This is a genomic window from Peptoniphilus sp. HCN-40583, assembly GCF_037892835.1.
Classification (GTDB): Bacteria; Bacillota; Clostridia; order Tissierellales; family Peptoniphilaceae; genus Aedoeadaptatus; species Aedoeadaptatus rachelemmaiella.
The window spans coordinates 21,002-46,347 of sequence record NZ_JBBKBU010000019.1; the positions used below are offsets into that span (position 1 = coordinate 21,002).

A 25,346-nucleotide genomic window follows, 5' to 3' on the forward strand; every position below is an offset into this window, starting at 1 on the left:
AGGGGCTGTTTTTATGAAAGGAGATCCATGATATACTTCGACCACGCGGCCACCTGTCCCATGAGCGAAAAAGCCATCGACACCATGACCGCCCTTTTAAAAGCAGGCTACGGCAATCCCTCCAGCCAACACCGCTTGGGCAGGGAGGCGAAAAATGCCTTGGAAGGCGCCCGCCTGGATGTGGCCAATCTTTTCGGCCTTTCCATGAAAAACGTCCTCTTTACGGGATCCGGCACGGAAGCCGACAACATCGCCATGATGAGCGCCTACAAAAACAGAAAAAAGAGCCCGGGCCACATGATTACCACGGCCATCGAGCACGAAGCCGTGTTGAAATGCGCCGAAGCCCTTGAAAAAGAGGGCGTGGAAGTCACCTACATTTCCCCGGATAAAAAAGGCGTGGTCCGTGCCGAAGACATCCTTGCCGCCGTAAGAGAAGACACCTTTTTGGTGAGCGTCATGGCCGTAAACAACGAAGTGGGCTCCCTTCAGCCACTGGCCGAGATAAAAGGCGGTCTCCCCGAGGGCGTGCACTTTCACGTGGACGGTGTGCAGGCGGCGGGCCATCGCCCGGCGGACAGCTACGCCTTCGCCGATACTGTGGCCATGAGCGGCCATAAATTTTACGGGCCCAAAGGCGTGGGCATTTTGCTGACGCGAAAAGAGCTGGAGCCCGTCATCTACGGCGGCGGTCAGGAGCGGGGCATTCGAAGCGGCACGGAAAATGTGCCGGGCATCTGCGCCATGGTGGAAGCCTTAAAAGAGGCGGAAGAGCGCAGAGAAGAAGAGGCCGCGCGAATCAGGCGCCTCAGCCTTCGCCTGCGTGAAGGCCTCGCCGCCACAAAAGACGTCGTGCTTACCGCAGAAGGCGGCGACGACCGCATCGTCCACGCCATGGTGGAGGGCATGTCCCGGGACGTTTTATTGTATCAATTGGACCGCCGCGGCTTCGCCCTCTCCGGGGGAAGCGCTTGTCAGGCCGGCGCCGCCACAAAGAGCCACGTTCTCGAAGCCATGGGCGTGGATCAACGAGGCCGCGCCCCCATGCGGGTGTCTTTGGGCAGAGAAAACACCGTGGAAGAAGTGGAAGGATTTTTAGACGCATTAAAAGAAATAGTAGAAGGGAAGAGATCGTGAGTCGCATACTCGTCGCCATGTCCGGAGGGGTAGATTCCTCCGTGGCAGCCTACTTACTGAAAAAAGCCGGGCACGAATGCATCGGCGTGACCATGAAACTGTACGAAAATGACACGGTGGCCCACACCGGCCACACGTGCTGCTCCCTTGACGACATCGACGATGCCCGCATGGTGTCGGCGAAGCTCGGCATGGATTACTTCGTCTACGATTTTTCCGAGCGATTCGAAGAAGAAGTCATCGACAAATTCGTTGCCTATTACGAAAAGGGCTGGACCCCCAACCCCTGCATCGACTGCAATCGCTACTTAAAATTCGAAGACCTTTACACTCGGGCGCGGGAATTGGACTGCGACTACATCGCCACAGGCCACTACGCCCGCATCCAATACGACGAGAAGCTTAAGCGCTACGCCCTCTTAAAGGGCCCGGACGAAAAGAAGGATCAGTCCTACGTCCTCTACAGCCTGAGCCAAGAACAATTGGCCCACACCCTCTTTCCCTTAGGGGATTTGGAAAAGAGCGAGGTGCGTAAAATCGCCGAAGAAGCGGGCCTGGTCAATGCCAAGAAACACGATTCTCAGGACATTTGCTTCGTTCCTGACGGCGACTACAAAGGTTTTTTAGAGCGGAGGGAAAACAAAACCTACGCCGAAGGCAATATTGTCGATGAAGAAGGTCGCATTCTCGGCCGCCACAAGGGCGCCGTGGGCTACACCATCGGCCAGCGAAAGGGCCTGGGCGTGGCGGCAGGCCACCCGGTTTACGTTCTGGACAAGGACATGGAGAAAAACCAAGTCGTCGTAGGCAATAAAGGCAGCCTGAAGAAGAAGGAACTGGACGCCGTGGACTTTCAGTGGCTCAGCTACCCCGAAACCGACGAAATGAAAGTTACCGCCCGCACCCGCTACCACGGCGCGGAAACGCCGGCCACCTTAATCGACAAAAAAGACGGAAACATTACCCTGATCTTCGACGAACCCCACGGCGCCATCGCCAAGGGCCAAGCCGTGGTTTGTTACGACGGCGATAAAGTGGTAGGCGGCGGCACCATCGTCGCCTCCCGCGGATAAGGAGGCAGAATGTATTTAGAAGATTATGTAGTAGGGCTGACCTTTCAAACCGATCCCTTCGCCTTAACAGAAAAAGAAATCATCGACTACGCCCGGGCCTACGACGACCGGCCCTTTCATACGGATCCCGAGGCGGCGAAGAAAAGTCGCTTCGGCACCATTATCGCCTCGGGCCTTCACAGCTTAAGCGCCACCTGGGGCCATTGGGTCGCCACGGGGCTGGACTGCGGCGGCGTCGTCGCCGGCATCGGTATGAATCACCTGCGCTGGGTCAATCCCATCTATCCCGGCGTGGACCTTTACACCACCATAGTCGTCGACGGCATCGAAATCAAAAGCGACGGCGACTACGGCGTCGTGCACATGATCGCCTCGACGCGGGATGAGAGCGGCACCCTTTTGTTGGAACACGACGTCCTCGTGCTCGTGGCTTCTCGCCATGCAAGAGTAAAAAAGGTCAATTGACACACCGTTATTCAGTATACAATATAACGACGATTGCATACGAAACGGTGATGTAAAAAATAGTTTAAAATTAAAGTAAAGACACGAAATATTTTCCATAAATAAAGGTTTTCACAAATAAACCATTCTTATTTGTCATGAAAGTAGCGACCGCCTTCAATATTCTGTATAATGAATGACATATTGAACTGTTGGAGGAGTGACTAAATGAAAAGCAGTAGAACGAAAGACGTTATTGTAATAGGCTTCGCGCTGTTCGCTATCTTTTTCGGCGCAGGCAACTTAATCTTCCCGCCTTATCTCGGCTTCCATGCAGGCGACTCGTGGACCTCGGTTATGCTGGGCTTCCTCTTGGCAGACCCGGTTATCCCCGTCGTCACCTTGGTCGTTACCATTTTTGCCGGCGGTAAAGCCGTCGACTTGGGCCGTCGGGTCAATTACCCCTTCGCGGTTGTGTTGGCCGCAGCGGCCATGATCAGTGTAGGCCCGGTCTTCGCCATTCCGAGAACGGCAGCTACCACCCACGAAGTCGGCATCCTGCCCTTCCTTCCCGGAACCCCGATTTGGGTAACATCCGGCATCTTTTTCGCCATCACCCTGGCCCTGTCCATTAAAGAGACGGGCGTTATCGACATTATCGGTAATTACATTACGCCGGTACTGCTCATTTTCTTAGGCATTATTATTGCAAAAGCCATTGCGACCCCCTTCGGGCCCGTCCTCCCCGCAGAGGGAACGGGATTCTTCACCCAAGGGATGATCGAAGGCTATCAAACCATGGACGCCATGGTATCCTTACTCTGTACCGCCATCGTAACCGGCGACTTGATTCGAAAAGGCTACGGCGATGCGCCGAAGCGTGAAAAACAACGGATGATCGTCGAAGTTTGCGTTTTGGCCATGGTCCTGTTATTCATTATCTACGGCGGCCTCACCTACGTCGGCGCTCAAGGCGGCACCCACTTCGGTCCCGATGCAACCCGCGTCGAAATCCTCGTCGGCAGCGTCGGCCTGCTCTTAGGTAAATGGGGACAAGCGGCACTGGCTGTGGCAGTCAGCTTGGCATGCCTCACCACCTCCGTCGGCTTAACCTCCGCAGCCGGAAACTTCTTTAACTCCGTTTCCAACGGCAAGTGGAAATACGAATACGTGGTTTGCGTATCCGTCCTCGTAAGCTTTACCTTCTCCCTCGTCGGCGTAGACGGCATTATCGGCTTGGCCGGTCCCGTTTTGGACATCGTCTATCCCGCCATTATCGCCATGTCCTTCATCATGATCTTCGATCGCAAACTCCCCTACGACGGAACCATTATCGGTATGGCTGTAGGCACCATCGTGGCCGCATCCTTTACTACCATCTACAACATGACCGGTTCCTTCGAAGGCGCTGCGAAACTCATCGAAAGCATGCCTTTGGCTGACTTCGGCTTCAGCTGGCTTCTGCCCGGCCTCATCGGCGCCGCCATCGGTACCGTATGCGGTAAAATGGGCATGGGTAAGAAACGTTCGGATCACGACATAAAGCCCGCCTTCTAAAAATAATTAAGATAGCAAAAATGCGTACTTCGGTGCGCATTTTTTATTGCCCGAAAGATTCGGAAAAACCGTAGGGTAATGAAAAAGCGAAGGGCGAGGAGAAATACGGCCGCGGCTAAATGAAAAGCCACGGAGAAATAAGGCCATGGCAAAAAGAAAAAGGTGCCTCGAAGGACGGATCAGCGCAGCAAAAAATTTTTCGCCGCACCGTGAAAAAATCCGTCGAGGCAAGCGTTTTTATTTTTGCGGTGCCGGAAAAAGCCGTCGCGGAAGAAAAAATAAATGCGTCTATTCCCAATGCTTGACAAAGGCATAACGAATAGAAAAAATATTAAGGTCAAAACACGGCTGTATACAAATATATAGTACACTGACGACAAAATAGACACAGTTTTCGTTAATTGAAAAATTTACTTCAAAAAGGTATGTAATTTAGATATAATGTTACACAAAGGTAGAACGAACCTTAGAATTTTATAAAGGAGATGAGTTTATGAACAAAAGAACACAAGATATCTTTGTTAGCGGTCTGGCCCTGTTCGCCATTTTCTTCGGCGCAGGTAACTTGATCTTCCCGCCTTACTTAGGTGTTACCACCGGTGACGGTTGGTTTGCTACCATGTGCGGCTTCCTTTTAGCCGACCCGGTCATTCCCATTCTAACCGTTTTCATCACAGCCTTTGCAGGCGGTCGTGCCGTTGACTTAGGTAAGCGCGTCAGCCCCGGTTTTGCGAAGCTGTTATCCCTCGTTGCTATTATTTGTATCGGTCCTGCTTTTGCAATTCCCAGAACCGCAGCTACGACTCACGAAGTCGGCGTAATGCCTTTCTTCCCGAATGCACCCGCCTTCATTACGTCCATCGTATTCTTTGCTATTACCTTCGCTCTTGCTTATAAAGAAAGTGGCGTCGTCGATATTATCGGTAAATACATAACGCCGGCATTATTGATCTTCCTCGTTCTCATTATTGCTAAAGCGATTATTACACCTGTAGGCGCCATTGTTCCCGTCGAACACGACGGCGGCTTCTTCGTCAGTGGTTTCTATGAAGGATATCAAACCCTTGACGCTCTGGCAGCACCCTTGTTCACCGGTATCGTCGTCGCCGACTTGATTCGAAAAGGCTATGGCGAAGTCAGTGAAAAAGAACGTCGTTCCTTCATTATGATGGTCGGCTTGGTCTGCTTCGTCGCCTTGGCCGTTGTCTACGGTGGTCTCACCTATTTAGGCGCACAAGGTAGCTCCATGTTTACCGCAGACGATTCCCGCGTCGAAATTTTGGTTAGCTTAGTCGGTATGCTCTTCGGTAGCTTCGGTAAGGTTGCATTGGGTCTGGCCGTTGCACTGGCCTGCCTCACCACCTCCGTCGGCTTAACCTCCGCTGCAGGTAACTTCTTCGAAGACATCAGTAACGGCAAGATCAAATACGGCGTCACCGTTATTATCGTTACGATCATCAGTTTTGCACTCTCCTTAATCGGTGTCGATGCCATCATCGCTTTGGCAGGCCCCGTGCTTACCATCGTTTACCCGATTATCATCGCCTTGGTATTCTACATGATGTTTGAAAAACGCGTTCGCTACGACATGGCTTACATCGTCATGGTCGCCGGTGTTCTCGTTATCGCAGTCATCGAAACCGTCGGCGACAAAATTGGCCTGGGCAGTCTGGCTGCATCCATCCAAACCTTGCCCTTGGGTCAATTCGGATTTACCTGGTTCGTTCCTTCCCTTGTTTGCTTCGCCGTGGGCTACCTCATCGGAAAGATGGGCGTCGGCAAAACCATCGACGATCACCCGGATACGGGAGGCTTCTAAAATACCTTTTAAAAAGAGTCCGCTTCGGCGGGCTTTTTTTATGGGAAGATGTGGTGATAAACTGAATTTAAACCGGACTTAGTGATTTCTTAGAGATGAAAGGGCGCGCAGCTTTCCTTTTTCGTAGCGCGGCGCACGGTTTTATATTATAATGTGTTCATATATTCTTACTTACTAATGCAGGAAAGTATTCCACGAGGAGGATTGTAGCGATGAAAGCGACGAATGCGCCGAGAAAGGCGAAGCTGTGGGAGGCCCTTACGGTCTTTTTCGGCCTCGTCTTAATTATGTGCGTGAGCATTTTAAAATTTAAAATAGAACCCCATATTCCCATGTTTATCGGCGTGATTTTCGCCGCCTTAATGGCCATGAAAATCGGCTATTCCTGGGACAGCATCGAAAAGGCCATGGTGCGTGGCATTTCTCAGGCCCTGCCTTCGGTGATGATTTTAATCACCATCGGCATTTTGGTGGGCATTTGGATCGCCACCGGCGTGGTGCCTTCGATGATTTATTACGGCCTGGGGATTTTGAAACCTTCCATTTTCCTCGTGGCGGCCTGCTTGATTTGCTCCATTACTTCCCTGGCCACGGGGAGCAGCTGGGGCACGGCGGCTACCATGGGGATCGCCCTTATGGGCATTGCCCAAGGCTTAAACATCCCCGCCCCCGTTACCGCCGGCGCCATTTTGTCCGGCGCTTATTTCGGCGACAAGATGAGCCCCTTGTCGGACACGACGAACCTGGCGCCTGCCATGAGCGGCACCGACGTCTTTACCCACGTCAAGGCCATGATCAAGCCCACGATGATTACTTATGTCCTTACCCTGGCGATTTTCGCCTTTTTAACCACCCGCTACAGCGGCCCCGTCGGCTCGGCGGACACCTCGGGCATCGTGGCATTGAGAGAGGGCTTAAAGAGCACTTTTGTCATCAGCCCTCTGCTTCTTTTGCCCCCCATTGTGGTCATCGTCACCATCGCCTTTAAGCTGCCGGCCCTTCCCGGCATCGTCCTCGGGATTGTGGTGGCCACCTTCATCGGCCCCGTCATTCAGCCCACCGTGGGTCTGAACGAAATATTAGGAAGCGGCATGAACGGCTATGTGTCTCAAACGGGCATCGAAAGCTTGGATAAGCTTTTAACCGCCGGCGGCCTCATGAACATGATGCAGTCCGTGTCCCTTACGCTCATCGCCATGATGTTCGGCGGCATTGCCGAGGAGACGGGACAGATGGAAATTATCGTCAAGACCTTGGTACAGGGCATTCGCTCCGTCACCGGCCTGGTTACCGCCACACTGTTTACCTGCCTCTTGTCCAACATGACCATGCCGGAGCAATACATTTCCCTGGTGGTGCCCGGTCGCATGTTTGCGCCGGAATATCGCCGCCGCGGCCTGCACCCGAAGATGCTCTCCTCCACACTGGAAGCCTCGGGTACGGTAACCAGCTGCCTCGTGCCCTGGAACACCTGCGGGGTGTATATGAAAGGCGTGCTCCACGTCTCCCCCATGGCCTATATGCCCTTTGCCGTATTTAACTACCTGATGCCCGCCGTGGTCATCGTCATGACGGCGTTGGGCAAAAACACCTTCTATCTGAAAGATGATCCCGATACGGTCATCGAGGCGGATTAATTGTGAAAAAGAGAAAGCGCACCCTGTTTTTTGCGGTGCTTATCGTGGCGTTTTTCTTTATGCGGCCCCGCTACGAGCCCAATCGGGAGAGCGTCCACAGCCGGGAGGATTTTTTCACGGCCTTTGCGCCTCTGGCGCAGGCAGTGGGAAAGAAATACGATCTCTACCCCTCGGTGATTTTGGCCCAGGCGGCGGTGGAATCGAATTTCGGCGAAAGCGAACTGTCGAAGACCTACAATAATTACTTCGGCATCAAGGGCAAGGGCGTGGTGCTTCCCACCATCGAAATGAAAGGCGGGCGGAAGATGGCCGTGGAAGACGGCTTTCGCACCTACAACTCCGCCCGGGAGAGCTTTTACGACTACGGCAAGCTCATCGCCAAGGCGAACCGCTACGCACCGGTGCGGGAAGCGGAAAGTGCTGAGGCCTACGCCCGGGCCCTTCACTCGGCGGGCTACAGCACCAACCCCCGCTACGGCGATATCTTGGTGCAGGTAATGAAGGATTACAATTTAATGATCTACGACGAAAACTAAGGCGCTTCGGCGTCTTTTTTATTTGGAAAAGGATCTTGAAAATAGTCAGGCCATAGCGTAGTATAAATAGCGTATACTACATTTAGAGGTAAGACAGAAATAGTTAGAACTTAACCACAATATGTTGATAGATTGTGGATAAATAAGGGGAGGAAGCAATGAACGTAAGGAAGCGAAACAAGCAAGTGGTGGCATTCGACGGCGAGAAAATTGTCATCGCCGTAAAAAAAGCCATGGCGGAGACGGACAGGGGCGTCGATGAAGACGCGGCCCGGGCCGTGGCCAAGGAGGTCACCGAAAAATGCACGGGCGACGAGGTCGTGGACATCGAGACCATTCAAGATGCCGTGGAGCTGTCGCTGATGGCGAAGGATCCCGTGGCGGCGAAGAAATACATTCTCTATCGCCAAGAGCGCGCCCGCCTCAGGGAACACGGCTGGGACATGACGGATCTGCAGCGGGACATTTACGAGAAGAAGTACCGCTACGATTCGGAAAGTTTCGAAGACTTTTTGGAACGGGTCTCCGGCGGCAATTCCGCCATTAAAAAAGCCATCGCCAACAAGGAATTTATGCCGGCGGGACGAATCTTGGCGGGTCGTGGGCTGGATGCCTTCGGCAAAAAGATCACCCTTTCCAATTGCTACGTCATGCCCCAGGTGGAAGACAATATCGAATCCATTTACGACACGGCCAAGTGGATGGCCCGCACCTACAGCTATGGCGGCGGCGTGGGCCTCACCTTAAACAAATTGCGTCCGAAAGGCGCCAGAGTCAATAACGCCGCCTCCTCCACCACGGGAGCCGTGAGCTTTATGGATCTTTACTCCCTTACCACGGGCCTCATTGGCATGCGCGGTCGTCGCGGCGCCCTCATGCTCAATATGGATGCCTCTCACCCGGACATTTTGGACTTCATCAATGTGAAGAAAGACCTGGACAAGGTAACCAGCGCCAATATTTCCGTAAATTGCGGCGATGACTTCTTTAAAGCCTACAAGGAAGATAAGCCCTTTACCTTAACCTTCGACGTGGAAGCCACCGGAGAAAAAATCCGCCGGGAAGTCAGCGCCCGGGACATGATGCACAATCTGGCCTACAACAACTGGGACATGGCCGAGCCCGGCGTGCTCTTTAAAGACCGCATCAATTCATGGCACATTATGAGCGAAGACGACACCTTCGAATACGCCGGGGTAAATCCCTGTGCGGAAGAGCCCCTGCCCGCCTTCGGCTCCTGCAATCTCTCCAGCATTAATTTAGGGGAATTCGTCAAATACCCCTTCAGCAAATTTGCCCGCTTCGAATTCGAATCCTTCGGTCAATTGGTGCGGGAAGGCGTCATTTATTTAAACGACGTCCTGGACGAAAACATGGCCCTGCACCCCTTAAAAGAGCAGCGGGATCTTTCCCGGGACCTGCGCCAAATCGGCCTGGGCATTATGGGTGTGGCCGATATGTTCATTAAAATGGGCGTGAAATACGGCTCCTCGGAATCTTTAAACCTCATTAATCAAATCGGCCGCGTCCTCGTGAACGAAGCCCTGCGTCAATCGGCCCTCTTGGCGAAAGAAGCCGGCCCCTTCCCCCGCTATCGAAAAGACAAGGTCCTGGCCAGTGAATTTATTCGCTCCAACGCCGACGAGGACGTGCTGGCCCTGATCGAAGAATACGGCCTGAGAAATTCCCAGCTTCTCACCATCGCTCCCACAGGCTCCATCTCCACCCTGATCGGCTGCAGCAACGGCGTGGAGCCCATTTTCCAAATCAGCTACGTGAGAAAATCCGAATCCCTTCACGCCGAAGACACCTACTACACGGTGTACACGGAAATTATTCGCAAGCTCATGGAAGCCCAAGGCCTTTCCCGAGAAGAAGACCTGCCCGATTACGTCATTACCACGTCGAATTTAAACTATCGGGACCGAATCAATGTGCAGGCCACCTGGCAGCAATTTATCGACGCCTCCATTTCCTCTACGGTGAACGTGCCCAATGAATTTACCGTGGAAGAAGTGGAAGACCTTTACGTCTACGCCTGGGAGCGGGGCCTGAAGGGCATCACCATTTATCGCGACGGTTGCGCCAGAAGCGGCATTTTAATTACAAACGACAAAAAAGACGGCACCGACCGCATCAAAGAACTGCAAGACGAATTAAATCGGGAGATCGCCAAACAAATGACGGAAAATCCCGATACCTGCCCCATGTGCGGCGGCACCATGAACCACACCGGCGGCTGCGCCGAATGCCAAGACTGCGGCTACAGCCCCTGTGCCATTTAAATGAAAGAACATCATCAAAGAAAAGCGAAGGCGAAACCCTTCGCTTTCTTTGCATTAGAAAACCCCCGGTTAGACCGGGGGTTCCGTTTAGCTTTAGCGATAATTGCCCGTTATTTCCAGCGTGATATGATGAGAGAGGTCTGCCAACCAATCACAATCAGGAGGAAATAATGACATCACTAAATCACACCCATAGTTTATCACACACAAAATGGAATTGTAAGTATCACGTCGTGTTTGCTCCGAAATACAGGCGAAAAGTATTTTATGGATCGAAGCGCTTAGAAATTGGAGCGATTCTACGGGAGTTATGTAGTTGGAAAGGCGTGAACATAATCGAGGCGGAAGTATGTCCAGATCACGTTCACATGCTACTAGAGATCCCACCCAAACTATCTGTATCTTCATTCATGGGCTTTCTAAAAGGTAAGAGCAGCATCATGATCTATGAACGATGGGGAGATATGAAATTTAAATATAGGGGAAGACAGTTTTGGTGCCGAGGCTATTACGTTGATACAGCGGGGAAAAACGCTAAAAAGATTCAAGAGTATATACAAAACCAGTTGAAAGAGGATCAAATAAGTGAGCAACTAACCTTTGACACGACGAACCCCTTTAAGGGGTAGCCGAGTAACGTTAGCACGGGCAGACCACCGACGCCCTTCAGGCGCAGCTAGTAATGCAGGCCCTTTGGGCCGAAAAAGGAAAACCCCCGGCTACGCCGGGGGATGTTTATTTTGTGTACGGATCGTGTCATGAAACTGTCATCTTTTTGTAGTCTTTAGGCAATAGTAGGGGAGAGATTCTCTGTTATAATAAGTCTCGTGCTCAAAAGAGTTACAAAATAGTAACGAAAGAAGCCTCGAGCTTCAAATCCATAGAGAAAGCGAGACATTTATGAACAAGATCAGACGAACGATAAACTTAGGTGCCCTGGCGGCAGTGATGGCGGCAGGCATGGTGCATAGCCCGGTAGTTGCTGCAACGGTAGTGGCGGAAAATCCCACGCCCATGGCTGCGGAAGCGGAAAAAGCCGCAGAGGCCTTGAAGGTCAGCGTCGGCGATGCAGTCTTTTACTTAAAAAATCCCGCCGATTACGACGCCCTCATGGCGAAATTAGAAAACCATTTTAAGGCAAAAGGCGCCACCGTGCGCCGCATGGCCATTGAGCCTGAAATCAAGGCCGAAGCGATGAAGACCGAAGAGAAGATCCTCACCGTGGATGAAGCCTTCAAGATTCTCTTAACCGGCGGCCGGGAAGAGGCGGTTTATGTAGCCGAGGAAACGGAATCTTTGGCGTCCGTGGCCGAGAAATTTAATATGACCGTCGATGAAATCAAGGCCTTAAACGCCAATTGGCAAGACCCCCTGCACAAGGGATCGAAAATCACCGTCTTGAAACCGGCGCCCATGATCACCGTCACCTTAGAGCAGGAAATGAAGGCCCAATCGCCGGTTGCTTTTAAAACCGTGACGAAGGAAGATCCCAATCAACTGAAGAGCGTGAAAAAGGTGGCACAGGCGGGCAAAGCCGGGCTCTTAGAGACCACCACCTGCGTGAAATCGGAAAACGGCAAAATCACCTCTTCCGTCACCGAATCCAGCCGCCTGATTCAGGAGCCCGTCGATGAAATCGTCGCCGTGGGCACGAAAGAAGGCCTGGCTACGGGCAGCTTCATGCCCCCCACCGTCGGTCGCCTCACCTCCCCCTTCGGTCCCCGCTGGGGCCGCTTCCACTACGGCGTCGACCTGGCCAATGCCACGGGCACCAATGTCGTGGCTGCAGACGGCGGCGTCGTCACCCGCGTGGGCATGGCGGGAAGCTACGGCAACCTCATCATCATCGATCATCAAAACGGCACCTCCACCCGCTACGCTCACTTAAGCGCCTATAACGTGAAAGTCGGCGACGTGGTGCAAAAAGGCCAATCCATCGGAAAAATCGGCTCCACCGGCCGCTCCACCGGCCCCCACCTGCACTTCGAAGTGCGCGTCGGCGGCGTGGCGAAAAATCCTTTGGACTTTATCAAGCTGTAAACCGGGGCATATTGAAAAACGACCTTTTAAAACAGGAATAAATCCTGTATAATAGATTCGTTAAGTCAATATGCGAGGAGCGGTATCGAAGTGGTCATAACGGGGCTGACTCGAAATCAGTTTGCCTTCACGGGCACGTGGGTTCGAATCCCACCCGCTCCGCCAAATGAAACGGGATGTTACGCACATCCCGTTTTTTGTTTATAGAACAAATAAAAGCACCCGCGGGGGTGCTTTTTTCGTTATCGATTAAAAGGAAGCTTGTTGTAGAGGATCTTCGCGCCTTTGGCGGCTTCGGCGCCGAGCTTATTCAGCCCAGGGCCCATGTCGTCCCAGGCCCAGGTGGCGGGGACTTTTCTGAATTTGTAGTCGCCGAGAATTTTCATGAGGCCCATGTGGCCCGTCTTGATGTAACCCGCCACCCCGGCCATGTCTCGCCAGCCGTCGAGAAAGTGGCAATCGGTGTCCGATTGAAAAAATACCTTCGGCACATCTTCGCCGAGGCTGTCCAAATAATAGAGGTAGGGGGTTTCGAAGCCCAGGTGGGTGTAAAGCTCCGTTTCCGGGGAGAAGGATGCGCTCACGCCGGTGATGTAGACTTTTTTCGTAAATTCATCGCGCTTAAAGTGGGCGTGGAAAATGCCGCGAAAGCCTGATGCCTTTAAGCGGGGATGGACGAGGCCGATGAGCTCGGGAATCCATTTCTGTTTCAAATAAGTGGCCTCTCCGACAAATTCGGGGTACTGCCGCAGCACCTGCGCCGTGACAAAGCCCGAAAGTTCGCCGGCTTCCGCGTAGTAGAGAGAGGCGGTGTAATTGTCACAGGCCTCGCCAGGCACGTAGCGCTCGGCGTAGAAATCCGCCTCGATTTTTTCGAGGGCACGGGAAAAGGCAGCGGCACTTTGGATGTATTGAATCGGCGCCTCTTTTTTTCCGTGGCGGGATTTGATTAAGCAGGGAAAGCCCAAGGTCGTGGCGATGTCGATGACTAATTGATCCGGCGCTTTATTAAGGCCTTTTTCCGGGGGCATAAGGTCGCGAAAAAGAGCGGTAAGGCCGGCGGAGGACAGGGCCTCGGCCGTCGGGGAGGGGAAGCGGAAGTGGTCCTTTAGCAGGGAAAAATGCCGCGCCATAAAATCCACATGGGCGGAAGATGTGGGAAAGAGCACCGGTCGGCCGTCTGAAAGGGCGAGGAGGGCCTCTAAAAGGGCGTCGTCGCCGGGATGTTTTGTCAGCACGGCATCTTTTACATAGCGGCTGATGCCGTAGTCGGAAGGCGCCGCGTCCAGGGTGCGAAAAACCACGCCGCGGCGGCCCAGGTTTCGGATGACGGCCAAGGCTGCGGCGGTGTGCCCGTCGAAGACGAGTGCGGTAGCTTGTAGGGTCATAATGCCTCCTTTATTTTATTACTATCATACCGCATCGTCGGGCATTTGGCGCAAAAGACGGAAAAAATAAAATCTCCGGCAGATTTTCTGTTAGTTTCCCGAATTTTAGGATATACATAAGATATATGATTTATGAACTTTAGGAGGTACATCATGTCCAGAGAAAATATTACTTTCGGCGGAAACGCCATCAACATTTTAGGTAAAGAAATTAAAGTCGGCGACAAAGCGCCGGATTTTGTAGCGGTAAACAACGATTTAAGTCCCTTTGAATCCAAGGAATTAAACGGCACCGTTCGCATTTATTCCGTCGTACCGTCCATCGATACCGGCGTTTGCTCCATTCAAACAGGCAACTTCAATCAAATGGCCACAGACCTCGGCGACAATGTGCACGTCATCACCATTTCCAACGACCTGCCCTTCGCACAAGAACGCTTCGGCGCCGCTGAAGGCATCGACCGCGCCAAACTCGTCAGCGACTATCAAATCTGCGATTTCGGCAACAAATACGGCTTCTTAATCGAAGGCCTGCGCCTCTTAACCCGCGGCATCGTCATCGTCGGCGCTGATGATGAGGTAAAATACGTTGAATACGTTCAAGAAGTGACCAATCACCCGGATTACGACAAAGCCCTTGAAGCAGTGAAGGCACTGATCTAAGGATGCAAATAAAGGTTCTGGCCCTGGGAAAATTAAAAGATCCCGCCCTGAGCGCCTTGGTTTCGGAGTATGTGAAGCGATTGCGGCCTTATATTCCTACAGAGGTCGTGGAGCTGAAAGACGAGCGTGCGCCGGAAAGTCTATCTGAAAAAGAGGCACAAGGGGTGCTTGAGCGGGAGGGCGAGGCCCTTTTGGCAAAAATAAATCCGCGGGATACGGTGATCGTGTTGGCCGTGGAGGGAAAGCAGGTGGATTCACCGGCCTTTTCCGAAAAATTATACGATTTTATTGAAACAACCGCCGGGGACGTGGTCTTTGTCATCGGAAGCAGCATGGGTCTTTCTCCCGCCGTGAAGGCGCGGGCGAATTGGCTCTTGTCCTTTTCGAAAATGACTTTGCCACATACCTTGATGCGCGTCGTTTTAATGGAACAGATTTATCGAGCTGCGCGAATTCACGCCGGCCATGTGTATCATAAATAGGAGGACATTGTGGCTAACAAAGAAGAAAAAGCAAAAGCAAGAAGAGAACAAGAAAATCAAAACGACAAACACGCTCCGGCATCGGACATCTACGGTAAGGTAGCCGGAAAAGATCCGGAAACCGGCGTTGAAATTCCGACGGATGAAGCCGTTAAAGAATCCATGAAATGGGTGAACGAAAACGCGAAATAAGCGTTTCATGTAAGGTACCGGCCAACGTCGGTACCTTTTCTATTTACAAATGGGGGATGGCATGGGCGAGAGAAATCGGGCCTATTATTTACACACGGATCAGCTGCCGGATGAGCAGGGCTTTTTGCCCGTGGAGGCGGCTTATTTGGCGCGCTTAAAAGCGGGAGACGGCCTGTGGCTTATGGGCGATGGGCGGCGCTTTTATTTCGTCGACGGCATCACCGATAGGGGCGTCTATTTATCGGAGGCCGAGGGAAGTTTTGTCGAGGGCGGGGATGTGAATCTCCCTGCCATGCGCACCCCCGGCGCCCTTTTGCCCGCGGACAAAAAGCCCCTGGTCGTGGAAGTGGAACACGCAGATGTCACAGGTCCCGGGGAAATGGTCATCGAGCTCTACGGAAAAGACGAGGGCGGGATGTTTAAAACCGCGGGAAACGAAGAAGACGCCGCTTTGGCGGAATCCCTCAAGGGGCTTTTGCGTATGCAGATTAAAACCATGGAATCCACGGCGGAAATCGGCAATTTGTGGATTCGCCGACTGAAAGAGAAACAGAGGAGGAAGTAATGGCAGATAAAACCCTTTTTGACAGATCATTAAACCACGTGACCATTCGGGAATTTACCGATGCGCCGGTGGATCCGGCATTGGTGGAGACCTTCAAAGACGTCGCCAATCGCACGGCCACCTCTACGGGGATGCAGTCTTATTCCATTATTCGCATCGTCGATGAGGCGAAGAAAAAGGCCCTGGCCGACATCGGCGGGCAGGAATACATCGCCCGGGCGCCGGAGCTGTGGGTCTTTGTCGCCGACGTCTACAGAAATAGCCGCATCGCCCGGGAACAAGGGGTGGAACTTGCAGCCGAGGCAGACAGCGATCGCTTCTTCCAAGGCGTCACCGATGCGGTCCTCGCGGCACAAAATGTCACCAATGCCATTGAGGCGGCGGGGCTTGGCGCCGTGTATCTGGGAAGTATTTTAAACGACGCCCGCGCCGTCATCGAGCTGTTAAATCTGCCCAAGCTCACCTTCCCCGTTTTCGGTTTAGGTTTCGGCCATCCCAATCAATCGCCGCAGCTGAAGCCCCGCATGTCCATGGATCTTAAGTGCTTCACAGACAGCTACGTGGTTTTGGACAATTACATGGAAGCCATTAAGGATTACGACGAAGAAATGCAGACCTACTACGACCTCAGGGATGCCAATCGCCGGGTAGATTCTTTTTCCAAACAAGTGGTTTCTCGCCTAAAAGGCGCCACGGCGAATCGGGCGGCTCTTATAGAAATCGCCGAAGAACAAGGCTTTCGCCTAACGAAGGAGAAATAAGATGTTTCACTTACGAGAAGGCATAAAAGAAATTTCCGTGGACGCCCTGGAATTCGAGTACGAGCCGGGCTGGGGCGTGGGCACGGGCTTTAGCGCCGATTATTTAATCTGCAAGATTCAGGGCACAGACGGCGAGGTGGACTTTGAGGCGGAAGACAGCTTCTTTAAATTCGAAGAGCTCGTGGCCATTTACGACGAGTGCATCCGCATCTTAGACGGGGACAGCTATGGCTTTGAAGCCGTCATCGAAAACAAACAGCTGGCCTTTTATGTGGAAATCGAAGAGGGCATGCTCTCGGTTACCTTTAATTACCTCCTCGACGACCTCTTTTCCGTCAACGAAAAGCAGACGCCGGTGGAATTTCGTGAAATGACCAGGGAAATTTACGACACCCTTCGTCAATTTATGGATCTGTAAAAATTTGGTGGGCAATAGATAAAGAACCCTTGACGGAATCGGCAATTCATGTGATAATATACCTATCGATGGGCGAACGTGCCGACTTACTCCTAGCTATAAGTTTTATTACTTAGAGTTGTTTCTTACTTACTGTTGCTTACCAAAAATCGGAATGGCATACCATCGAGACGGCTTGAAAAAGCCGGAAAAGTGGCCCGCGGGTCACTTTTTTTTTGAAAAATTTACGAGGTGATCCATGCAATCCAATCGAAGCGTCTTGCGCACCGCCCTGCCTTTGTACTTTACTTACTTTATTCACGGCATCGGCGTATCTATCTTGTCTCAGTACAAAACCGCCCTGCAAAGCGCCTGGGGTGCGGCGGACATTTCCGCCGTTATTCAAGTTATCGCCGCCTTAGGCTTGGGCCGACTCGTGGCCCTGCCCCTTTCGGGCTACGTCTCCGACAAATGGGGGAGAAAGACATCGGGCCTCGTGGGCGTCTTCCTGTACGCCCTGTATTTTTTCGGCATCGCCTTTTGCACCTCCGCCTCCGCCGCCTACGCCGCGGCCATTATCGGCGGCATGGCCAATTCCTTTTTAGACACCTGCGTCACGCCGACGATTCTCGAGCTCTTTAAGGAAAAAGGCGCCAAGGCCAATATGTTTACGAAATTCGCCATGTCCTTGGGCCAATTCGTCCTGCCCTTCATGATCGGCTTTGCCGCGGCCCGCACCCTCTCCTACACAGCGGTATTCGCCTTTTTGGGGGCGCTTATCGCCGCCGACGGCCTCTTGATCTTCACGGCCCCTTTCCCCGCCATGGAAAAAGCCGAAGGGAAGGCGAAGTCATCGGCGGGCATTCGCCGAGGCATCGTGCCCGTGGTGCTCATGGGCTTTACCGCCACCGCCACCTTTACCCTGTGGCTCAATTGCAATCAGGAGCTGGGAAGCCTTTACGGCATGAATGATCCGTCCATGATTCAATCCGTCTACGCGGCGGGCACCATCGTCGCCATTTTGGCCACGGCCTTTGTGGTGCTTAAGAAAATCGACACGGAAGATGTCCTCGTCCTTTACCCGGCCATTTGTTTTGCGGCCCTGGCCTTTACCTACGTCGTAAAAAGCCCCGTCTCGCCCTTAATCGGCGGCTTTTTCATCGGCTACGGCGGCGCCGGCGGCGTACTGCAGCTGGTGGTGGCGGAAGCCAACGGCCTTTACGAGGAGCATAAGGGGAAAATCACCTCCGTGGTTATGATGGCCTCCTCCCTCGCCAATTACGTGGTTCTCGCCGCGGCGGGGGCTGTGACGGCCACAGGGGGCATGGATGCACCGAGGCACGTCGTCCTTTTAAACATGGCCATTACCGCCGCAAGCGTCGCCCTCGCCCTGTGGATCCGGCGGGGCAAAAAGGCGTAAAACATTTGAATAGAGAACAAAAACGGAACCGACGGAAAAATATCCGCGGTTCCGTTTTATTTCTTCAGGCAGTCCGGGCAAATGCCTTCCAATTGAAAGCGGTGGCCTGTAATGGCATAGCCCGTGGCGCGCATAATGTGTTCGTCTAAGGCGTCGATGGGGCAGTCGTCGATGGGGGCGAGCTTGCCGCAGCGGGCGCAGACGATGTAGTGGTGATGATCGCCCTTCATTTCGTAATAGGTGCTTTCTTCCTGCTCCAGAGAAACCTGCAAAATCCCCGCCTCGGTGAGCTGATTTAATATCCGATACACCGTGGACAACGAGGCGCTGATGGCCCTCGGCGTTTCGTTAAACACGTCCATGGCACACATGGGCACACGGGCCTGTTGTAAAATCTTCAGCACTTCCAAGCGGCCCTTCGTGACCTTTAAGCCTTTTTCTCTCAGTAATTTTTCCATGGCATTCCTCCTCGCTCCATCATAAGCCATGGGAAGAAAAAAGAAAAGCGGTGAAAAAAATTTATGATAAAATCTCCCAAAAAGCGGGGAGAAGTGGTATACTTAGATCCGTTAAATAACAATGATTTCTATTTAGGAGGATACGATGAAAATAAAACAACTCGTCGCTTTGGCTACAGCCGCCTTGATGCTCACCGCCTGCGGCGCAAAAACCAACAACAACGACAACAATAATAACAATAACAACAACAAAGCAGTGGCTACCGACAGCCAAAAGCCCAAGGGAGAAGGCTTGAAGGTCGTCACCACCACCTACATCCTCAGAGACCTGACCCAAGAAATCGCCGGGGACAAGGCCACGGTTACCTGCTTGATTCCCAAGGGCCAAGGGGTTCACGGCTTCGAACCCTCGCCGAAGGACATGAACCAAGTAAACGAGGCAGACCTCTTTATCTACAACGGCGCCGGCCTGGAATCTTTTACGGATCGCTTTAAAGAAACCACAGAAGGCGACGCCACCTTTGTGGAAGCCTCCGAAGGCATCGAGCTCTTAAAGGGCGGCCACCATCACCACCACGATGACGCCGCCGATCACGACCACGACCACGACGCCGCCGATCACGATCACGACCACGACGCCGCCGATCACGATCACGACCACGACGCCGCCGATCACGATCACGACCACGACGCCGCCGAACACGACCACGACCACGACGCCGCCGAACACGACCACGAACACGACGCCGCCGAACACGACCACGAACACGACGCAGCTGAACACGAACACGACGCCGCTGACCACGACCACGAACACGAAGGCATGGATCCCCACGTATGGATGTCTCCGGAAAATGCCGAAGAAATGGCGGAAAATATCTGCGAAGCCCTGTCGGCCAAAGACCCCGACAACGCCGCTTTCTATAAGGCCAATTACGAAAAACTCAGCGAAAAATTCGATGCCCTGAACGATTCCTTCGAAAAGGTGCTTTCCAAAGCCAAATACAAAGACATCGTCGTCAGCCACGAAGCCTACGGTTACCTGGCCAAAGAATTCGGCTTAAATCAAATCCCCATCGAAGGAATTAACTCCGAATCGGAACCGGATCCCAAAGCCATGAAGACCATCGTCGATGAAATGAAAGCCAAGGGTATTAAAACCGTCTTTACGGAACCCCACGAAGATGATAAAATAGCTCAAACCATCGCATCGGAAGCTGGGGCACAAGTAAAAGAACTGGATCCCATGGAATACGAAAGCGATAAAAACTATTTCGAACGCATGGAAAGCAATCTAAAAACACTGGAGTCTGCATTGCAATGAAAGAAATCTATCGGGTCAGTGACCTGCGATTTTCCTACGGGAAAAACGATGTGTTAAAAGGGGTAAATCTCTCTGTTAAACAGGGAGATTTTCTCGCATTTATAGGGGCCAACGGCTCGGGAAAATCCACCTTAATCAAACTCCTTTTGGGCATCGAGAAGCCCACATCGGGCACCATCGAATACGACGGCAAGCCTCTGGGAAAGGACACGGATTTTTCCCGCATCAGCTACGTGCCCCAGCTCATGGTCGCCTCCTACGACTTTCCCATTACTGTGAAAGAGTTGGTGGATTTGGGCCTTTACGGAGAAAAGCTAAATGAAGAGGAGCGCAAAAGCCGCATCGACGATGCCCTGTCCCTCGTGGATTTAGAAGACTTTCGCCATCGCCTCTACGGCGCCTTATCCGGCGGGCAAAGGCAGCGGGTGTTAATCGCCAAGGCCCTGATCTCCATGACCGACGTGCTGATTTTAGATGAGCCTACCACAGGCATCGACTTTAAGGCGCGGGAAGAGCTCTTCCACATCTTGCGCCACCTTCACGACGTGCACGGCATTACCATTTTAATGATTACCCACGAATTGCATTTGGTGGAAGAAATAATCGACGGCATTTACGTCTTAGAAGACGGCGTTTTGGAAAAGAGGTGAGTCAATGGCGCTATTTCAATACGATTACATGATACGGGCCATGGTCGTAGGCCTTCTCCTTTCCATCGTCATTCCCGCCATGGGCGTGGTGATTGTGAATCGGCGCTTGGCCATGATCGGCGACGCCCTTTCCCACGTGTCTTTGGCCGGGGTCATGTTCGGGCTTTTAATCGGGATCAATCCCATATTAGGCGCCATCATTACCTGCGCCGCCGCGGCCCTTTCCATGGAATGGATTCGCCGCCGCTTCCCCTCTTACGGGGAAATTTCCACGGCGGTCATTATGTCCACCGGCGTGGGTCTGGCATCGATCCTCTCGGGCTTCGTCAAAGGCGGGGCCAATTTCGAATCCTTCCTCTTCGGTACCATCGTGGCCATTACGGATTTCGAATTCTACATGATCCTCGCCGTCTCCTGTGGCGTGGTGCTCTTTCTTATCTATAATTACAGAAAACTCCTCTACCTCTCCTTCGACAGCATTTCCGCCCGCCTGGCAGGCATCCATGTGGATCGACTGAGCGGCATCTTCGTCCTCTTAACCGGTCTTACCGTGGCCATTTCCGCCCGCACCGTCGGGGTCTTAATCATCTCCTCCCTTTTGGTGCTTCCCGTCTCCTGCGCCCTGCAGTTGAAACTCAGCTACAAAAAAACCCACGTCGCCGCCATTTTCTTCGGCATCCTATTTACCGAAGGCGGCCTCGCCCTCTCTTACTACCTGGGCCTTAAGCCCGGCGGGAGCATCGTCCTCTTTGGCGTGGTCATGCTCGTGATCCTGTTGGCAAAAAATCAGCTTACAGGTGCCGAAAAATAAAAAAGCCCCAATGGCGCGGCCCTCGTTGACTTTAAAAGCCGTAACACGTAATATAATGACAAACGGAAATTTCCCGCAGGGAGGTTCCGGCGGAAAAAGAGAAAAATCAACGCCATAAGGAGCGACTCATGATAAAATTATTTACCGACGACGGTGCGGATATTAATTTCACCATCACCGGGCGATACGACATCGTTCAGCTGCCCATCGCCGTCTCCGACGGAGAAAACGAATTTGAAACGGGCCATGCCATGGACATTTCAAACTTCTACGACAACATGCGGGCAGGCACCACCTACAGCACCTCCCGCGTCATGCCCCAAGTCATGGAAGAGGCCTTTCGAAAGGCCCTGGAAGAGGGAGACGAGGTCTTATACATTAGCCTCTCCTCCGGCCTTTCCGGTTCCTACGAAGGGGCGGAGATGGTAAAAGCCGCCTTGGAGAAGGAGTATCCGGGAAAAATCGAAGTGGTGGATTCGAAAACCGCCACCTTCGGCGAAGGGATTTTGGTTCTGAAGGCCGCCATCCTCAGGGACCGCGGGGAAAGCCTTAAGGCCATTGCCGATTACTTAAACAAAATCAAAACCACCTCCTACGAATTCTTTACCGTAGGCAGTTTGGAATACCTCCATCGCGGCGGCCGCGTGTCCAAGACGGCGAAAATCGCCGGTGGCGTGCTGCAACTTTGCCCCATTCTCGACGTCGACAAAACCGAGGGCACTTTGTCCCTTTTAGACGTGCATCGGGGACAGAAAGCCTTTTTGAAAAAGCTGAAGAAATACCTGAACGAGAAATCCGTCGGCGGTGCGTTCAATCCCAACCAACGGGTCTATGTCTATTCCGGCGACTGGCCCGAGCGGGTTTCCCTTGTTAAAGACTTTTTAATCAAAGACATGGGCATGGAAGAGAAAAACATCGACATCGACCAACGGGTGGGTTGCGTCATCGGCGCCCACACGGGCCCGGAAGTCTGCGTCGTCACCTTTAGCGGCGATCCCGACGAACGTTCCCTCATGAACGAATAAATTTTCGCACAAAAAAACCGGCTGTCATGGCCGGTTTTTTGCGTTAGGAAAGACTTTCTTCCGTCGGTTTCGGTTGTTTCAAAATGTGTTTGTAGTACACTTTTTCCACGAGCATGGAAATGGCGTTGTCGCCGGCCACATTGGCGGCGGTACCGAAGGAGTCTTGGGTTAAATAAAGGGAAATCAAAATCGATGCCATGGGCGAGTTCGTAGCTACGCCGACGATGGGCAAGAAGGGCAGTGCGCTCATAACCGCGCCGCCGGGTGCGCCCGGTGCGGCGACCATGGCCACGCCTAAGACGGCGATAAATTGAATAATCAAGCCGAAGCCGTGGGGCATGTTGTACATATAGAGCAAGGTGTAGACACAAGCCGTTAAAGTAATCATGGAGCCGGGCAAGTGGACCGTGGCGCAAAGAGGAATACAGAATTCCCGAATTTGGCGGCTGACGCCCATTTGCTTATTGCATTCCACATTGACGGGAATGGTGGCGGCGGAAGATTGGGTACCTACGGCGGTGAAATAAGCCGGGAACATCTTCGTAAAGGTCTTGAAGGGATTGCGCTTCGTCGTCGTGCAGGCCACGAGGAACATGGCGAAGACGTAAAGCAGGTGCAGAACCAAAATGCAGCCGAAGATCCGAATAAAGACGGAGAGAATGGCGAAGACGCTGCCGGAGTAAGCCATGTTGGCGAAGTTACCGAAAATGAAGAAGGGAAGCAAAGGAATAATTGCCTTGGATAAAACCAGATTAATCATTTCGTTAAATTCGTTAATGAGCTTGTAGAACGTGTCGCCGCTGTTTTTTTGACGTAAAATCGACACGCAAAGGCCCACCATAAAGGCAAGGATCAAGGCGCCAGTGACGTCGATGGCGGGATCCAGAGGGATCTCAAAGAGGGCGCTTAAATTCTTTTCGGAGGCCGATTTGATCTGCTCTACCATTTCCGTGGAAATGAACGAGGGGAAGATGCCGTGGGCCATGGTGTAGGACAAACTCCCGGCGATTAATGTGGAGCAATAAGCCATGCCCACCGTGGCGAGGAGCAATTTGCCCGCGCCTTCCGACAAGTCGGCGATGCCCTTGGACACAAAGGCGATAATCATCAGGGGAATGACGAAGTTCAAAAACTTACCGAAGTTTGCCGAGAACGTGACGGCGATTTTCGTCACCACTTCCGGCAGGTAGGAGCCTACCAAAATACCCAGAACAATGGCAATGATAAGCTTGGGGATGAGGCCCAGAGTAAAGGCCTTTTTCTCAGACATAAGAACCTCCTTAAATAAAAAATGATTGGATTGGTGCTATTATATCAAAATGGAGCGGAAAAGGGGGAAAAAGGCTAAGAAAAGGTGTTAAACCGGTGAAAAGATTCTTTTCATGGGCGGGCGGTTGTGATACTATTTCTATAAATAGAAGCAACCCCTTAGATTGGAGGAATATCGTGAATAACGACAAGCGCAATTATCTTACATCCATCAGCTTCGGTGTTGCGACGGTGTGGTTCTCCACCCACTGCGGCGCAGGTTTCGCATCGGGGACGCAAGAACTTCAATTCTTCGCAAACCACGGATGGTTCGGCACCTTAATGCCGATTCTTACTTTTATTCTGATCGCCATTACTTACTACGTCGGCCTTGAAACGGCACGGCAAACAGACAAATGGGGCTACGACGCCTGGTCCAAGGAAGCCTACGGCAAATACGCCAAAATCTTCACTCCGGCCATGGACGTCAGCGTCATCATTACCACCATCGCCGCATCGGCTGCCACCATCGCATCCGGCGGGCTTTTGGTGAATCAATACCTGGGGCTGCCCGTTCTCGTCGGCTCCGTCTTTATGGTGGTCGTCGTCACCTTGCTGGTTATTTTCGGCGAAGAGCTGGTTCGTAAAAATGCCACGATTATGACCATTATGATCTTAGCCATTATTTCTATCGTCATCGTCTCAGGCCTCATAAAATTCGGCCCGGACATCGCCCGCCTCTTCTCTGAAGGCTATGTAAATCCGAAGGCCACCAAGTGGGGCATTTCCGCATCGGATGCCACCGTCCCCGGCAACATCGGCAACTCCCTCTTGTGGGCATTGACCTATGCCGGCTTCCAAATCAGCGCCATCGGCGGCATTACCGCATCCTTTAAAGGCGGTCAATACAAAAATGAAGCCAAAGGCGCCATGATCATCGGCTGCATCATGAACATTCTTATGCTCGTGGGCATCACCCTTTTGATCTTCTCTCAAATGCCCGACATTTATTTAAACGAAGCCTCTAGAGCCCTGCCCACCATTGCCGTCGTCAATAAATTGGACATTTCGATCCTCTCCGTCCTTTATCCGATCCTGCTCTTCCTGGCACTGATCACCACCGCCGTCGGCTTTATCTTCGGCATCGTGACCCGCATGGAACCCCACGTCATGAAGAACGAAACCAATTTGGTCAAGAAAAAAGCCATTATCGCCGTGGTCTCTTTGGTGGTATGCTACCTGGTTTCCACCTTGGGCTTAATGTGGATCGTGCAAAATGCCTACAAATACCTGGGTATTTTTAACTGGGCACTGATTATTCTGCCCCTGTGGATCTTAGGCTATAAGAACATTAAACGCAGAGACAGAGAAGCCGCCGGCAAATAATCATTAAATCGCAAGCTTATACTTCAGGGATTCGCTTTTATTAAAAAA

Annotated in this window: 26 protein-coding genes and 1 tRNA gene; 24 read left to right on the forward strand and 3 right to left on the reverse strand. The window is 52.4% G+C overall.

Annotation, left to right across the window (positions count from 1 at the left end):
* The first annotated feature begins 27 nt into the window (after positions 1 to 27).
* The 12 genes from WKT05_RS06935 to WKT05_RS06990 all read left to right on the forward strand — a co-directional run bounded on the left by WKT05_RS06935 (position 28) and on the right by WKT05_RS06990 (position 12,693).
* A complete protein-coding gene (locus WKT05_RS06935) occupies positions 28 to 1,137 on the forward strand; it encodes a cysteine desulfurase family protein (RefSeq protein ID WP_340413510.1) in 1,110 nt (369 codons plus the stop codon).
* Entirely contained in the window at positions 1,134 to 2,210 is a 1,077-nt protein-coding gene (gene mnmA / locus WKT05_RS06940) for a tRNA 2-thiouridine(34) synthase MnmA (protein ID WP_340413511.1), read from the forward strand. Before WKT05_RS06935 ends, mnmA begins: the two co-directional genes overlap by 4 nt.
* 9 nt (positions 2,211 to 2,219) lie before the next feature.
* Positions 2,220 to 2,675 carry a MaoC/PaaZ C-terminal domain-containing protein gene (locus WKT05_RS06945; RefSeq protein WP_215506429.1) on the forward strand — a complete coding sequence of 152 codons (456 nt, stop codon included), beginning with the start codon at positions 2,220 to 2,222 and terminating at the stop codon, positions 2,673 to 2,675.
* Between the two features lie 207 nt (positions 2,676 to 2,882).
* Complete coding sequence (brnQ, locus tag WKT05_RS06950) at positions 2,883 to 4,211, forward strand: branched-chain amino acid transport system II carrier protein (RefSeq protein WP_340413512.1); 1,329 nt, start codon at positions 2,883 to 2,885, stop codon at positions 4,209 to 4,211.
* A 119-nt stretch (positions 4,212 to 4,330) separates the two neighbouring features.
* Positions 4,331 to 4,516: a hypothetical protein gene (locus WKT05_RS06955; RefSeq protein WP_340413513.1), complete on the forward strand. Its 186-nt coding sequence runs from the start codon at positions 4,331 to 4,333 to the stop codon at positions 4,514 to 4,516.
* A 188-nt stretch (positions 4,517 to 4,704) separates the two neighbouring features.
* Complete coding sequence (gene brnQ / locus WKT05_RS06960) at positions 4,705 to 6,030, forward strand: branched-chain amino acid transport system II carrier protein (RefSeq protein WP_215508976.1); 1,326 nt, start codon at positions 4,705 to 4,707, stop codon at positions 6,028 to 6,030.
* A gap of 212 nt (positions 6,031 to 6,242) precedes the next feature.
* Positions 6,243 to 7,667, forward strand: a complete 1,425-nt coding sequence (nhaC, locus tag WKT05_RS06965; protein ID WP_340413514.1) for a Na+/H+ antiporter NhaC — start codon at positions 6,243 to 6,245, stop codon at positions 7,665 to 7,667.
* Between the two features lie 2 nt (positions 7,668 to 7,669).
* Positions 7,670 to 8,203 carry a glycoside hydrolase family 73 protein gene (locus WKT05_RS06970; RefSeq protein WP_340413515.1) on the forward strand — a complete coding sequence of 178 codons (534 nt, stop codon included), beginning with the start codon at positions 7,670 to 7,672 and terminating at the stop codon, positions 8,201 to 8,203.
* 158 nt (positions 8,204 to 8,361) lie between these two features.
* Positions 8,362 to 10,488, forward strand: coding sequence for an adenosylcobalamin-dependent ribonucleoside-diphosphate reductase (locus tag WKT05_RS06975; RefSeq protein ID WP_340413516.1), 2,127 nt, complete (start codon positions 8,362 to 8,364; stop codon positions 10,486 to 10,488).
* Between the two features lie 170 nt (positions 10,489 to 10,658).
* Positions 10,659 to 11,117 (forward strand): IS200/IS605 family transposase, encoded by a 459-nt coding sequence (gene tnpA, locus WKT05_RS06980; RefSeq protein ID WP_068454115.1) that lies wholly within the window; start codon positions 10,659 to 10,661, stop codon positions 11,115 to 11,117.
* 271 nt (positions 11,118 to 11,388) lie between these two features.
* Positions 11,389 to 12,528: a peptidoglycan DD-metalloendopeptidase family protein gene (locus WKT05_RS06985; protein ID WP_340413517.1), complete on the forward strand. Its 1,140-nt coding sequence runs from the start codon at positions 11,389 to 11,391 to the stop codon at positions 12,526 to 12,528.
* Positions 12,529 to 12,604: 76 nt separating this feature from the next.
* A tRNA-Ser gene (locus WKT05_RS06990) sits at positions 12,605 to 12,693 on the forward strand.
* A 77-nt stretch (positions 12,694 to 12,770) separates the two neighbouring features.
* Here WKT05_RS06990 and WKT05_RS06995 read toward each other — a convergent pair.
* Entirely contained in the window at positions 12,771 to 13,916 is a 1,146-nt protein-coding gene (locus WKT05_RS06995) for a hypothetical protein (protein ID WP_340413518.1), read from the reverse strand.
* Between the two features lie 153 nt (positions 13,917 to 14,069).
* Here WKT05_RS06995 and tpx point away from each other — a divergent pair, with 153 nt between their 5' ends.
* From tpx to WKT05_RS07030, 7 genes are all read left to right on the forward strand, one after another.
* A complete protein-coding gene (gene tpx / locus WKT05_RS07000; protein ID WP_340413520.1) occupies positions 14,070 to 14,579 on the forward strand; it encodes a thiol peroxidase in 510 nt (169 codons plus the stop codon).
* Positions 14,580 to 14,581: 2 nt separating this feature from the next.
* Entirely contained in the window at positions 14,582 to 15,061 is a 480-nt protein-coding gene (rlmH, locus tag WKT05_RS07005; protein WP_340413521.1) for a 23S rRNA (pseudouridine(1915)-N(3))-methyltransferase RlmH, read from the forward strand.
* Positions 15,062 to 15,070: 9 nt separating this feature from the next.
* Positions 15,071 to 15,253 carry a CDIF630_02480 family spore surface protein gene (locus WKT05_RS07010; protein WP_340413522.1) on the forward strand — a complete coding sequence of 61 codons (183 nt, stop codon included), beginning with the start codon at positions 15,071 to 15,073 and terminating at the stop codon, positions 15,251 to 15,253.
* Positions 15,254 to 15,314: 61 nt separating this feature from the next.
* A complete protein-coding gene (locus WKT05_RS07015; RefSeq protein WP_340413523.1) occupies positions 15,315 to 15,818 on the forward strand; it encodes a hypothetical protein in 504 nt (167 codons plus the stop codon).
* Positions 15,818 to 16,579, forward strand: a complete 762-nt coding sequence (locus tag WKT05_RS07020; RefSeq protein WP_340413524.1) for an NADPH-dependent oxidoreductase — start codon at positions 15,818 to 15,820, stop codon at positions 16,577 to 16,579. Before WKT05_RS07015 ends, WKT05_RS07020 begins: the two co-directional genes overlap by 1 nt.
* A 1-nt stretch (position 16,580) precedes the next feature.
* On the forward strand, positions 16,581 to 16,997 hold the full coding sequence (locus WKT05_RS07025) for a hypothetical protein (protein WP_215508615.1): 417 nt from the start codon (positions 16,581 to 16,583) through the stop codon (positions 16,995 to 16,997).
* A 238-nt stretch (positions 16,998 to 17,235) separates the two neighbouring features.
* Positions 17,236 to 18,396 carry an MFS transporter gene (locus WKT05_RS07030; RefSeq protein ID WP_340413525.1) on the forward strand — a complete coding sequence of 387 codons (1,161 nt, stop codon included), beginning with the start codon at positions 17,236 to 17,238 and terminating at the stop codon, positions 18,394 to 18,396.
* 56 nt (positions 18,397 to 18,452) lie between these two features.
* On the opposite strand, the gene WKT05_RS07035 is transcribed toward WKT05_RS07030, so the two are convergent.
* A complete protein-coding gene (locus tag WKT05_RS07035; protein ID WP_340413526.1) occupies positions 18,453 to 18,854 on the reverse strand; it encodes a Fur family transcriptional regulator in 402 nt (133 codons plus the stop codon).
* A 145-nt stretch (positions 18,855 to 18,999) separates the two neighbouring features.
* Between WKT05_RS07035 and WKT05_RS07040 the strand changes: the two genes are divergently transcribed.
* From WKT05_RS07040 to WKT05_RS07055, 4 genes are all read left to right on the forward strand, one after another.
* The gene (locus tag WKT05_RS07040; protein WP_340413527.1) at positions 19,000 to 20,178 is read left to right on the forward strand and encodes a metal ABC transporter substrate-binding protein; all 1,179 of its coding nucleotides are present in this window, start codon (positions 19,000 to 19,002) and stop codon (positions 20,176 to 20,178) included.
* Positions 20,175 to 20,828, forward strand: a complete 654-nt coding sequence (locus WKT05_RS07045; RefSeq protein ID WP_340413528.1) for a metal ABC transporter ATP-binding protein — start codon at positions 20,175 to 20,177, stop codon at positions 20,826 to 20,828. Before WKT05_RS07040 ends, WKT05_RS07045 begins: the two co-directional genes overlap by 4 nt.
* 4 nt (positions 20,829 to 20,832) lie before the next feature.
* On the forward strand, positions 20,833 to 21,639 hold the full coding sequence (locus WKT05_RS07050) for a metal ABC transporter permease (RefSeq protein ID WP_340413529.1): 807 nt from the start codon (positions 20,833 to 20,835) through the stop codon (positions 21,637 to 21,639).
* 128 nt (positions 21,640 to 21,767) lie between these two features.
* Positions 21,768 to 22,664 (forward strand): DegV family protein, encoded by an 897-nt coding sequence (locus tag WKT05_RS07055; protein ID WP_340413531.1) that lies wholly within the window; start codon positions 21,768 to 21,770, stop codon positions 22,662 to 22,664.
* Between the two features lie 43 nt (positions 22,665 to 22,707).
* Here the strand turns inward: WKT05_RS07055 and WKT05_RS07060 are convergent, their stop codons facing one another.
* The gene (locus tag WKT05_RS07060; protein WP_340413532.1) at positions 22,708 to 23,934 is read right to left on the reverse strand and encodes a dicarboxylate/amino acid:cation symporter; all 1,227 of its coding nucleotides are present in this window, start codon (positions 23,932 to 23,934) and stop codon (positions 22,708 to 22,710) included.
* Positions 23,935 to 24,110: 176 nt separating this feature from the next.
* On the opposite strand from WKT05_RS07060, the gene WKT05_RS07065 reads away from it, so the two are divergent.
* Positions 24,111 to 25,298 carry a hypothetical protein gene (locus WKT05_RS07065; protein WP_340413533.1) on the forward strand — a complete coding sequence of 396 codons (1,188 nt, stop codon included), beginning with the start codon at positions 24,111 to 24,113 and terminating at the stop codon, positions 25,296 to 25,298.
* Positions 25,299 to 25,346: the final 48 nt, after the last annotated feature.